Raw genomic sequence first — 10,566 nt, forward strand, 5'->3', positions numbered from 1 at the left:
CCGTCCGCCGCTCTGGTGCTCGACACCGGCGTGCAGTCGGTCGAAGCCTGCCTCGACCGACTGCTGACCTGGCTCGGCGAGTGTGCGGTGCTGCCGAAACGATGAGCCGACCGGCATTTTCCCGCTTGCCGGTGGCGGTGGATTTGCCGCTGTTGTTGCAGGCGCTGGCGGCGATTGGCGAGGACGCGTGGCATGCGCATTTCAACAGCGATTACTACGCCGGGGACTGGAGTGGTGTGGCGCTGGTGTCGGCGGCGGATGCGTTGACGGAACTGTCGCCGGGGCGTGGCGAACCGCTGTTGCGTGCGCCGTGGTTGCAGGATCCGCGATGGCAGCAGGGCTTGCGGGATCTGCCGGTGGAAATCGTCAGCGCACGCCTGTTGCGACTGGGGCCGGGCGGGCAGATTCATGAGCATCGTGACTACGATCTTGGCGGACCAGCCGCCGATCTGCGTCTGCACATTCCGCTGCTCAGCCCGCCGAAAGTGGACTTCATGCTGGACGGTCAGCGCATGCCGATGACGGCGGGCGAGTGCTGGTTCCTCGACCTGTCGCGACCGCACCGTGTGGACAATCGGGATACTCAGGCGCGGGTTCATTTGGTGCTCGATTGCCGGCCGGGTGACTGGCTGGAGCAGGCGATTGTCGACGGTGTATCGACCACGCCGCAGCCGGGTTCGGGTGACGGCGCCTTGCTGCAATTCCAGCGTCTGGTGGCCAGTGATTTGCAGCTTTCGAAGACCTTGCAGGGCTTGCCGGACACCGAGGTGTTTATCACCCGCACCTTGGAGCTGGCGGCGGAGCGAGGCCTGGAATTTTCTCGGGAAGAACTGCGTGCCGCGATGCGCAGCGGTCGCCGCCGATGGAATGAACAATGGAGCGCCTGAATCTCGAAGGCTGGTTGCCGATGCGGATCTGGCAGCCGGCTGGCGAGTGGCAGGTCGATTGGTGCTGGTTCGGGGACACGCCGTTGCATCAGCCGTTTTTTCGCGATGCCGTGGAAGCTGCGCTGAGGTTACCGTTCAATCAGGCGTTTCGTCGGCAGACGCCGTTGGCTGTTCTCGGCGACTGGCAGGCGCAGAGTCCCGGGTTGGCGCCGAGTGCATTCATTTTTCACGCTTCGCGATGCGGCTCGACTCTGATCAGTCAGATGCTCGCGCAACTCACCAACCACATCGTCATCAGCGAACCGCCGCCGCTGGATGCCTTGTTGCGCAGTGGTTTGCCAGCCGTCGAACGGTGTGCCGCGATCAAAGGGTTGGTGTCCGCCTATGGTCAGCGTCGGCTTGGTACGGAGCAACGGCTGGTGATCAAGCTCGATGCCTGGAACATCACCGAATTGCCCCTGTTGCGCGAGTGCTTTCCCGACACGCCCTGGTTGTTTGTGTACCGCGATCCGCTGGAAATCGCTGTTTCCCATATACGCCGCCCGGGCATGCACATGGTGCCGGGAATGATCGGGGCCAGTGGGCTGGATGACGAATGGCCGTTCGACAGTCGTGAGGATTTTATTGCGCGACGGTTGGGGCGGTTGCTGGCATCGGGGTTGGCGCAATGCCAGGCGTTTGGTGGGTTGGCGGTGAATTACAGCGAGTTGCCGGGCGCAATGGCGGGGCGGTTGGCTGGGTTTTTCGGGTTGGATGACGTGCAGAGGGAGCAAGTGTTTGCGGCGGTGGGGCGGCATGCCAAACAGCCTTCATCGGTGTTCGTCGGGGACTGTGATGAAAAGCGGCGCGAGGCGTCGACGTTGTTGCGTGAGCGGGTGGAGCGTTGGGCGCGGGGGCCTTATGAGGCGCTGGTTGCCAAGTCATGCATTGACAGCACTGACGCCATCGCGAGCAGGCTCACTCCTACAGTTGATCTTCAGTGAACACAAATTATGTGTACGACGCAGATCCAATGTAGGAGCGAGCCTGCTCGGAAATCTCCGGAGGCATTACCAGACGTTGGTGTTTTCGCGGAAGTTCAGGATTTGGACGACAAATCCGCCATCCCCTTGAGCAATTCGATCGGCAGCGGGAAGACAATCGTCGCTGTCTTGTCCCCGGCAATCGAGCTCAGCGTCTGCATGTAGCGCAATTGCATGGCCCCCGGCTGACGCCCCAACATCTCGGCGGCTTGCATGAGTTTTTCCGAGGCCTGCAATTCGCCTTCGGCGTGAATCACCTTGGCCCGGCGTTCCCGCTCGGCTTCGGCCTGTTTGGCGATGGCGCGGACCATCGATTCGTTGAGGTCCACGTGCTTGATCTCGACGTTCGCCACCTTGATGCCCCAGGCATCGGTCTGGGCGTCGAGCACTTGCTGGATGTCGATGTTCAGCCGCTCCCGTTCGGCCAGCAGTTCATCGAGCTCATGTTTACCCAGCACTGCCCGCAACGTGGTTTGGGCCAGTTGGCTGGTGGCCATGAGGAAGTCTTCGACCTGGATGATGGCTTTCTGCGGGTCGAGCACGCGGAAATACAGCACCGCGTTGACCTTGACCGAGACATTGTCGCGGGTGATCACGTCTTGTGTCGGCACGTCGAGCACCACGGTGCGCAGGTCGACGCGAACCATTTGCTGGACCACCGGAATCAGCAGGATCAGGCCAGGGCCCTTGACTTGCCAGAAGCGCCCGAGCTGGAACACCACCCCGCGCTCGTATTCGCGCAGGATGCGGAAGGTCGACCCCGCCAGCGCGATCAGCAGTAACAGCAGCGCGGCAAAACCCAGTTGCAGGCCCATGGCTATTCTCCCTTCGACGCCGCGTCAGCCGCGGCCACTTTCAGCAGTAATCCCTTGCGTGCCACCACCCGGACCTTTTGCCCCGGTTGCAGCGGCGTGCTGCTGAGCACTTGCCACTGTTCGCCTTGCAGGTGCACCCAGCCGTTACAGGCGTTGTCGGCGTTCAACGAAATCACCGGCGTCACGCTGCCCACAAGTCCGGCATCGCCACTGACGTTGTGCCGCGGTCGGGTTTTCAGGGCGCGGATCAGCAGGAAGATCAACAAAAGCGCACTGATCAGTCCCAGGCCGATCATCAACGGCACCGGCACCTCGGTGTTGGTCAGAATCACCGCGCCGATGACGAACATCACAATGCCGCCGAGCCCGATCACGCCGTAATTGGGCAGCGCCGCCTCGGCGATCAAAAAGGCGATGCCGAACGTGATCAGCCAGATCCCCATGGGGTTGGGGGCCAGCAAGACAATGGTGTCCGACGCGAAGACCGATCCGCTCAAGGCCAACAGCAGCGCAACTGCACAGCAACGAATGTTCACGCGACCCTCCGGGAGAGTCATTGATGGTTCTTTATACAGTCTAGCTGAGCTGTGGGTTGTACGAATTTTGACCAGTTGTTGACCTTGGCCCGGCGGGCGGATTTCACTCCGGAATGCGCCAGCGGGCCTAGACTTTCAGTACGAAGAAAAGTGTTAACCATCGTCCGCCAAACAGTGTTTGCGGACACCGAGGTGCATCATGCGTATGGCAAGAACCCTGCAGAGCAGCCTGGACAAGGCGCACTGCGAATATGACATCGTGTCCCACCCGCACTCGGCCAGCAGCCTTGAAACCGCGCGACTCGCGGGCATTCCTGCCGAACGGGTGGCCAAGTCAGTTATCCTCGACGACCAACATGGGCATTTCCTGATGGCTGTGCTGCCCGCCAGCCGTCATCTGGACCTGAGCAAAGTTCGCAGCAGTGGCGAATGGCAGATCTCCCGGGAAAGCAACCTGCCGCACCTGTTCGATGATTGCGAACGCGGCGCTGTGCCCGCCCTGGGCGAAGCCTATGGCCTGGACGTGGTCATCGACCCGCTACTGACCCGGCAGAAAGACATCTATCTGGAAGCTGGCAACCACACCAATCTGTTGCGCATGGAAATGCCGCAGTTTCTGAAAATGGTGCCGCACGCCGAGGTGCGTGAATTGAGCCAATGAGTTTTGTGGAGTCAGTGACATCGCCTTCGCGGGCAAACCTCGCTCCTACAGGATCACGCTGTCACCTGTAGGAGCGAGGCTTGCCCGCGAATGACTGCGCAGCAGTCACCCCATCATTTGCCATAAAAAGGAGCCCGACATGGAATCCCCAACCCACAACCTCCCCTCGCTGTTCAAGCAACTCGGCCTGCCGGACGACGCCGAAAGCATCGATAAATTCATCGCCACTCACTCACCGCTCAAGCCCGAATTGCATCTGGCCGATGCGTTTTTCTGGAACGAGAGCCAGGCTCAGTTACTGCGGGAGGAGATTCTGGATGATGCCGATTGGGCGGAGGTGGTGGATCAACTGGATGTGCTGATGAGGAAGGGGCGGGGGGTGTAACCATCTGAACGCAAGACCTTGTCACAGCTTTTCTGAAAGGTGTTACCTGAGCTGAAGTAGCTTTCATGGCGTTGAGTCCAACCATGAGACCGAGTCATGCAGCGTGTTTTGGCAGAAAGAGTCATCAGCATCTCTGAACTCGCGAAAAACGCAGGAACTATAGTGCGTGAGGCGCAAGACAGGCCTATTGCGGTGATTGAAAAAAATCAGATCAAGGCCTATCTGGTTTCGGCAGAGCTTTTCGAAACGATGCTGGTGCGTCTGGGCGATTTCAACCTGGGGTCCGGTTGAATGTCGTAAAACGGTCCGTCCGGCTACAGAATTGTTTCAAAACTTGACCAACTTTCCCATCGAATGCCATATTGATAGTTAGCAAACTAACTGTGTGTGTTTCCCTTCGTGCCGAAAAACCTCGACGCTCTCCAGATGAACATCAGCAGCTCCATGGTGGTGGCCGCGCGGCATTGGCGGAAGATCTGCCAGACCACGCTGGTCAACTATGGGATTTCCGAAGCCTGCGCCGTCCCGTTGTTGATGATCGGGCGCCTGGGCGAGGGTGTGCGACAGGTGACGGTGGCGCAGGCGGCTGGGATGGAGAGTCCGTCGCTGGTGCGTCTGCTCGATCAGCTGTGTCACGCCGGTTACGTCTGTCGCACTGAAGACGTCCATGACCGCCGCGCCAAATGCCTGAGCCTCACCGAAACCGGTCGGGAGTTGGTGCAGGCTGTCGAAATCGAGCTGGTGCGTTTGCGCAATGAGGTGCTCGAAGGGATCGACCGCAGTGATCTGGAAGCGACGTTGCGGGTGCTGCGAGCCTTTGAAGCGGCCAACCCGCCATCGGTGGCCAACCCTTGAGCGGATTTTTCACCGGCGTTCCTCCGGCGCGGGACTGGTTCTACGGAGTGCGCACGTTCGCGGCGTCGATGATTGCGCTGTACATCGCCATGCTCATGCAAATGCCGCGTCCGTATTGGGCGATGGCCACGGTGTATATCGTTTCCAGCCCTTTTGTCGGCCCTACCAGTTCCAAGGCATTGTACCGGGCGGTCGGCACCTTGCTCGGTGCGGCGGCCGCGGTTTTTTTCGTGCCGATGTTTGTCCAGAGCCCGTATGTGCTGGTGGTCGTGATCGCGCTGTGGACGGGGACGTTGCTGTTCCTGTCTTTGCATCTGCGCACGGCCAACAGTTATGCGCTGATGCTTGCCGGTTACACCCTGCCGCTGATCGCCCTGCCGGTGGTGGATAACCCGTTGGCGGTGTGGGATGTCGCGGAAGCGCGAACCGAAGAAATCTTTCTCGGCATCGCGGTGGCGGCCGTGGTCGGTGCCATGTTCTGGCCCCGGCGGCTGGCGCCGGTGTTCAACGATTCGGTGAACAAATGGTTCGCCGATGCCTCGACTTACAGCCTGCGTTTCCTCAGCCGCGACGTGCAACCTGATGAAGTCAGCGCCTTGCGCTCGGCGATGGTGGCGACGTTCAACAGCCTGGAATTGATGATCGGCCAGCTGCCCCACGAAGGCGCGCGGCCGCAGACGGTGCGTAATACCAAGGAACTGCGCGGCCGCATGATTCACCTGCTGCCCGTGATCGATGCCCTCGACGACGCGCTCTATGCCCTCGAACGCAGAACGCCCGAGCTTGTGGATAAGTTTGCGCCGCTGCTGACGGCGACCACCGAATGGCTGAATCACAAGGATGCCGACCTCGGCCGCTGGCAGGCGCTGAAAGATCAACTTGAGGCCTTGCAACCGTCCGCCGAAGCGCTGAATGACCGCAAGCAACTGCTGTTTTCCAACGCCCTGTATCGCCTCGGCGAGTGGATCGACTTGTGGCAAGACTGCCGCAGCCTGCAATACGCCATTCAGTGCGAAAGCCAGGACAGCTGGCGCGCGGTGTATCGGCACTGGCGCCTGGGCCGCCTGTCGCCGTTTCTCGACCGGGGGCTGATGCTTTATTCGGCGGCGTCCACGGTGACCGCGATTATTGTCGCCTCGGTGCTATGGATCCTGCTCGGCTGGACCGATGGCGGCGCTGCGGTGATTCTGGCGGCGGTGGCGTGCAGCTTCTTCGCCTCGATGGACGACCCGGCGCCGCAGATTTTCCGGTTCTTTTTCTGGACCGCGATGTCGGTGTTGTTCGCCAGTCTTTATCTGTTCCTGGTCCTGCCTAACCTGCATGATTTTCCGATGCTGGTGCTGGCGTTTTCTGTGCCGTTCATTTGCATCGGCACCCTGACGGTCAAGCCGCAGTTTTACCTGGGCATGCTGCTGACGCTGGTCAACACCTCGTCGTTCATCAGCATTCAGGGCGCTTACGACGCGGATTTCCTCAGCTTCGCCAACTCCAACCTCGCCGGCCCCGTCGGCTTGCTGTTTGCCTTTGTCTGGACCCTGATCGCCCGGCCATTCGGTGCGGAACTGGCGGCCAAGCGCCTGACCCGTTTCAGCTGGCGCGACATCGTCAGCCTGACCGAGCCGGCCACGCTGGCCGAACACCGGCACTTGGGCGTGCAGATGCTCGATCGCCTGATGCAGCATCTGCCGCGCCTGGCCATGACCGGGCAAGACACCGGCATCGCGCTGCGGGAAGTGCGCGTAGCGCTGAACCTGCTCGACTTGCTGGCTTACACGCCGCGAGTGCTCGGCGCCCCGCAAGTGCTGCTGCATCAAGTAGTGGCCGAGGTTGGCGAGTATTTCAAGGCGTGCCTGAAGGCGGGCGAGCGATTGCCGGCACCGAGCCCGCTGCTGATGACCCTCGACCGCACCCGCCGCGCCCTCAACACCGAGTGCGATGACGGCGCGCGTCTGCACCTGTTGCATGCCCTGAGCGGCCTGCGCCTGTCGCTGCTGCCAGGGGTGGAATTCGTCGCCTTGGGCGAACTCGAAGAACCGCTTCCCCATGGCATCGATGGAGCGCCTTTATGATCGGTGATCTGGATATCAGCGGGGTGTTCCTGCCCACGTTGCTGGTGCTGATGGGCATTACGTATCTGTTGTTCCTGTTGGTGCACGGGCTGCTGACACGCCTGCACTTTTACCGTCTGGTCTGGCACCGGGCATTGTTTAACGTGGCTCTCTACGCCTTGCTGCTTGGCGCCGTGGACTCACTCAGTCGATACCTGATGACATGAAAAAACCTTTTTTGACCCTCGGTCGCGTGGTCCTGACCTTGCTGATCGTGACCTTCGCCGTCGTCGTGGTCTGGCGCATGGTGATGTATTACATGTTCGCGCCCTGGACCCGGGACGGGCACATCCGTGCCGACATCGTGCAGATCGCGCCGGACGTTTCCGGGCTGATCCAGCAAGTGCAGGTGCGTGACAACCAATTGGTGAAACGCGGCCAGGTGCTGTTCAGCATCGACCAGGACCGATTCAAACTGGCCTTGCGTCAGGCGAAAGCGGCGGTCGCCGACCGTCAGGAAACCCTGGCCCAGGCGCAACGGGAAGCCAAGCGTAACCGCGGCCTCGGCAATCTGGTGCCGGGCGAGCAACTGGAAGAAAGCCAGTCGCGGGTCGCTCGCGCCGAAGTTGCGCTGATGGAAGCTCAGGTGGCGGTGGACAGCGCCCAGCTCAACCTGGACCGCTCGACCATTCGCAGCCCGGTGGACGGCTATGTCAACGACCGCGCGCCGCGTGCGCAGGAATTCGTCACCGCCGGGCGTCCGGTGTTGTCGGTGGTGGACAGTAATTCGTTCCACATCGACGGTTATTTCGAAGAAACCAAACTCGACGGCATTCATGTCGGCCAGTCGGTCGACATCCGCGTGGTCGGCGACCGCGCGCGTTTGCGTGGCCACGTGGAAAGCATCGTCGCCGGCATCGAAGACCGCGACCGCAGCAGCGGCAGCAACCTGCTGCCCAACGTCAATCCGGCCTTCAGCTGGGTGCGCCTGGCCCAGCGGATTCCGGTGCGGATTGCCTTCGACGACGTGCCGGCGGATTTCCGCATGATCGCCGGGCGCACCGCCACGGTATCGATCATGGACGACCAGCCGCAGGAGCCCGCGAAATGAGCAGGGCCGCGGGTTTGGCTGTCGTCGGATTAGGCGTGTTGCTGTCGGCCTGTCAGGTGGTCGGGCCGGATTATCACCTGCCGGACGACGCGGCCATCCACCGTGAAGACTTGCAGGGTGACTTGGCGGTGAACGGTAAAAATGTCGTTTCGGCCCCGGTGCCCGCCGATTGGTGGCGCCTGTATCAGGATCCGCGCCTGGACCAATTGGTGCAGCAGGCCATGGTCACCAATACCGATTTGCGCGTGGCGGCGGCGAGCCTTTCCCGGGCCCGTGCTCAGGTTGACGAAGCGCAGGCGGCGGGCGGCTGGAGCGGCGGCGTGAAAATGGGCGCCCAGCGTTTGCAGGAGTCCGGCGAAGCCTTCTTGCTGGCGGATAAAGTGCCCGTGGCCAACGTTGGCGACATCGGCATTACGACCTCGTATCAGTTCGACCTGTTTGGCACCTTGCAGCGCGGCATCGAAGCGGCCAAGGCCAATGCCGACGCGACCCAGGCTGCCGCCGATACCGCACGCATCACCTTGGTGGCCGATGTGGTTCGGGCCTACACCCAAGTGTGCGCGGCCAATGAAGAGCAGGAAATCGCCCAGCATTCCCTCGACCTGCAAGCCCAAGGCACGACCCTGATCCAGCGTCTGCGCGACGCCGGGCGCGGCGATGAAACCCAGGTCACGCGCTCGCAAACCCAATTCAAATCCTTGCGCGCCGACATGCCGCGCTATGAAGCGGCGCGCCAGGCGGGTTTGTTCCGTTTGTCGATGCTGTTGGCCAAACCGGTCGATCAGTTGCCGGCCGGGACCGCCACCTGCAACGAACTGCCGAAAATCACTCAATTATTGCCGGTCGGTGACGGCGCCACTTTGCTCAAGCGCCGGCCCGATGTGCGCCAGGCCGAGCGCCGATTGGCCGCCGCGACCGCTGGCATCGGCATCGCCACCGGCGAGTTGTACCCGGACATCAGCATCGGCGCGACCGTCGGCACCGTCGGCATCCTGGAAAACCTCGGCAAACCGGCGACCAACCGCTGGGGCTTTGGTCCGTTGCTGACCTGGACTGTGCCGTCCAATGGTTCCCGGGCGAGAATCCGTGAGGCAGAAGCGACGACCCAAGGCACGCTTGCGCATTTCGACGGCGTGGTGCTCAACGCCATCCGCGAAACCCAGACCAGCCTGGCGCAATACTCCGCGCTGCTGCAACGCCGCGATGCGTTGGCCGATGCCGAACAATCGGCACAACTGGCCGCCGACCAGACCCACCGCTTCTTCCAGGCCGGCCGCGCATCGTTCCTGGCGGACCTGCAAGCCACCCGCACCTACACCGATGTACGGGCGCAATTGGCCTCCGCGAACACGCAAGTTGCCATGAGCCAGATCGATCTGTTCCTCGCGTTGGGCGGTGGCTGGGAAAGCGGACGAACGCAAGCGTCACAACCCGGCAAACCCTGAGGCCGTTGCTATGCTTTGATTTGATGAAGTCGCGCGTCGATTTCATCGATCAAGGCTCGCGTTGGTCATGGGGATCTAATAATGAAAAACCCTTATGCTCCCGGCTTCTGGTGCGCTATTGCGGCATTGGTTCTGCTGTCGGCCACCTATTTCTACGGCATCATGCTGGCCCACCAGATCGACAAGGCTCTGGTGTTCCTCGACAGCGCAGCCGCGCTGATTGCCGTGATGGCAATCGTCGTAGTGGCCTGGGCCTCAGTCCAGGGCCAGCGCATCAAGAAAAGACAACTCGAACAAGGCAAGACCCGGGTGCTGATCTGGGACACCAAGGTGGCTTTGCGTCGGGTCGAAACGGTGTTTGACCGCTATTTCTGGGGCAGTTACTGGCAACCGGGGCGCACGTTCCAGGAAGTTATGGGCGAACTCACCGGCACGCCACTGGAAAAAAGCCTCGATACGTTGAAGAAACAATGCCTCGAACTGGACAAGCAAGTCTCCGAAGACGGCAGGCACTGGCTGAACAACGCCCGCGAACTCTCCGATGTCGCCGCCGCCATGGCCCGCGAACGCTATCAGCTGGACTTCTGCGATCCCCGTGCGGACGTGACGGGCGGGGCGGTAATCAATCGCGATTTTGAAGTGCTGGTGTATACGTGGACGGCGCGGCTCAAAAGCTTTGATCACCAGCTGGATGAGATGGAAGTTCAGTATTCCTGAGTTGATGTTGTCGGTATTGACGCCTTCGCGGGCAAGCCTCGCTCCTACAAGGATCATGCGATACCTGTAGGAGCGAGGCTTGCC

General features: G+C 61.3%; 13 protein-coding genes and 1 pseudogene. 12 read left to right on the plus strand and 2 right to left on the minus strand.

The genetic code is table 11. The annotated features are described in order from the left end of the window. The 3 genes and pseudogenes from QMX98_RS27345 to QMX98_RS27355 form a co-directional block, all read left to right on the plus strand. A pseudogene (locus tag QMX98_RS27345) lies at window positions 1–105 on the plus strand (adenylyl-sulfate kinase); the annotation flags it as partial. Then, entirely contained in the window at window positions 102–887 is a 786-nt protein-coding gene (locus QMX98_RS27350) for an aspartyl/asparaginyl beta-hydroxylase domain-containing protein (RefSeq protein ID WP_282411661.1), read from the plus strand. The pseudogene QMX98_RS27345 and the gene QMX98_RS27350, both read left to right, overlap by 4 nt. Then, window positions 875–1,870, plus strand: a complete 996-nt coding sequence (locus tag QMX98_RS27355) for a sulfotransferase family protein (RefSeq protein WP_282411662.1) — start codon at window positions 875–877, stop codon at window positions 1,868–1,870. Before QMX98_RS27350 ends, QMX98_RS27355 begins: the two co-directional genes overlap by 13 nt. 95 nt (window positions 1,871–1,965) lie before the next feature. Here QMX98_RS27355 and QMX98_RS27360 read toward each other — a convergent pair whose 3' ends face one another. After that, on the minus strand, window positions 1,966–2,724 hold the full coding sequence (locus tag QMX98_RS27360; protein WP_010464903.1) for a slipin family protein: 759 nt from the start codon (window positions 2,722–2,724) through the stop codon (window positions 1,966–1,968). Window positions 2,725–2,726: 2 nt separating this feature from the next. Beyond that, window positions 2,727–3,260 carry an NfeD family protein gene (locus QMX98_RS27365; protein ID WP_083377251.1) on the minus strand — a complete coding sequence of 178 codons (534 nt, stop codon included), beginning with the start codon at window positions 3,258–3,260 and terminating at the stop codon, window positions 2,727–2,729. Between the two features lie 199 nt (window positions 3,261–3,459). Between QMX98_RS27365 and QMX98_RS27370 the strand changes: the two genes are divergently transcribed. From QMX98_RS27370 to QMX98_RS27410, 9 genes are all read left to right on the plus strand, one after another. Beyond that, window positions 3,460–3,921 (plus strand): YbaK/EbsC family protein, encoded by a 462-nt coding sequence (locus tag QMX98_RS27370; protein WP_010464901.1) that lies wholly within the window; start codon window positions 3,460–3,462, stop codon window positions 3,919–3,921. Window positions 3,922–4,060: 139 nt separating this feature from the next. Continuing rightward, a complete protein-coding gene (locus QMX98_RS27375; protein WP_010464900.1) occupies window positions 4,061–4,306 on the plus strand; it encodes a DUF2789 domain-containing protein in 246 nt (81 codons plus the stop codon). Between the two features lie 96 nt (window positions 4,307–4,402). Continuing rightward, the gene (locus QMX98_RS27380) at window positions 4,403–4,597 is read left to right on the plus strand and encodes an antitoxin (protein WP_221107948.1); all 195 of its coding nucleotides are present in this window, start codon (window positions 4,403–4,405) and stop codon (window positions 4,595–4,597) included. Between the two features lie 135 nt (window positions 4,598–4,732). Continuing rightward, on the plus strand, window positions 4,733–5,161 hold the full coding sequence (locus QMX98_RS27385) for a MarR family transcriptional regulator (RefSeq protein WP_154913457.1): 429 nt from the start codon (window positions 4,733–4,735) through the stop codon (window positions 5,159–5,161). Beyond that, entirely contained in the window at window positions 5,158–7,230 is a 2,073-nt protein-coding gene (locus QMX98_RS27390) for an FUSC family protein (protein ID WP_077747464.1), read from the plus strand. Before QMX98_RS27385 ends, QMX98_RS27390 begins: the two co-directional genes overlap by 4 nt. After that, on the plus strand, window positions 7,227–7,436 hold the full coding sequence (locus QMX98_RS27395; protein WP_010464893.1) for a DUF1656 domain-containing protein: 210 nt from the start codon (window positions 7,227–7,229) through the stop codon (window positions 7,434–7,436). The genes QMX98_RS27390 and QMX98_RS27395 overlap by 4 nt, the downstream gene beginning before the upstream one ends. Beyond that, a complete protein-coding gene (locus tag QMX98_RS27400) occupies window positions 7,433–8,320 on the plus strand; it encodes an HlyD family secretion protein (protein WP_077747465.1) in 888 nt (295 codons plus the stop codon). The genes QMX98_RS27395 and QMX98_RS27400 overlap by 4 nt, the downstream gene beginning before the upstream one ends. Continuing rightward, complete coding sequence (locus QMX98_RS27405) at window positions 8,317–9,765, plus strand: TolC family protein (protein WP_282411663.1); 1,449 nt, start codon at window positions 8,317–8,319, stop codon at window positions 9,763–9,765. The genes QMX98_RS27400 and QMX98_RS27405 overlap by 4 nt, the downstream gene beginning before the upstream one ends. Window positions 9,766–9,846: 81 nt before the next feature. Beyond that, window positions 9,847–10,482 carry a hypothetical protein gene (locus QMX98_RS27410; protein ID WP_010464887.1) on the plus strand — a complete coding sequence of 212 codons (636 nt, stop codon included), beginning with the start codon at window positions 9,847–9,849 and terminating at the stop codon, window positions 10,480–10,482. Window positions 10,483–10,566: the final 84 nt, after the last annotated feature.

Origin of the sequence: Pseudomonas sp. PS02303 (assembly GCF_029959925.1) — a bacterium.
GTDB lineage: Bacteria > Pseudomonadota > Gammaproteobacteria > Pseudomonadales > Pseudomonadaceae > Aquipseudomonas > Aquipseudomonas mandelii.

Bases quoted from the DNA above. Each gene is read 5' to 3' on its own strand.
- QMX98_RS27350 (WP_282411661.1), top strand. From the start codon at position 102: ATGAGCCGACCGGCATTTTCCCGCTTGCCGGTGGCGGTGGATTTGCCG.
- QMX98_RS27370 (WP_010464901.1), top strand. From the start codon at position 3,460: ATGCGTATGGCAAGAACCCTGCAGAGCAGCCTGGACAAGGCGCACTGC.
- QMX98_RS27395 (WP_010464893.1), top strand. From the start codon at position 7,227: ATGATCGGTGATCTGGATATCAGCGGGGTGTTCCTGCCCACGTTGCTG.
- QMX98_RS27375 (WP_010464900.1), top strand. From the start codon at position 4,061: ATGGAATCCCCAACCCACAACCTCCCCTCGCTGTTCAAGCAACTCGGC.
- QMX98_RS27385 (WP_154913457.1), top strand. From the start codon at position 4,733: ATGAACATCAGCAGCTCCATGGTGGTGGCCGCGCGGCATTGGCGGAAG.
- QMX98_RS27400 (WP_077747465.1), top strand. From the start codon at position 7,433: ATGAAAAAACCTTTTTTGACCCTCGGTCGCGTGGTCCTGACCTTGCTG.
- QMX98_RS27380 (WP_221107948.1), top strand. From the start codon at position 4,403: ATGCAGCGTGTTTTGGCAGAAAGAGTCATCAGCATCTCTGAACTCGCG.
- QMX98_RS27360 (WP_010464903.1), bottom strand. From the start codon at position 2,724: ATGGGCCTGCAACTGGGTTTTGCCGCGCTGCTGTTACTGCTGATCGCG.
- QMX98_RS27355 (WP_282411662.1), top strand. From the start codon at position 875: ATGGAGCGCCTGAATCTCGAAGGCTGGTTGCCGATGCGGATCTGGCAG.
- QMX98_RS27410 (WP_010464887.1), top strand. From the start codon at position 9,847: ATGAAAAACCCTTATGCTCCCGGCTTCTGGTGCGCTATTGCGGCATTG.
- QMX98_RS27405 (WP_282411663.1), top strand. From the start codon at position 8,317: ATGAGCAGGGCCGCGGGTTTGGCTGTCGTCGGATTAGGCGTGTTGCTG.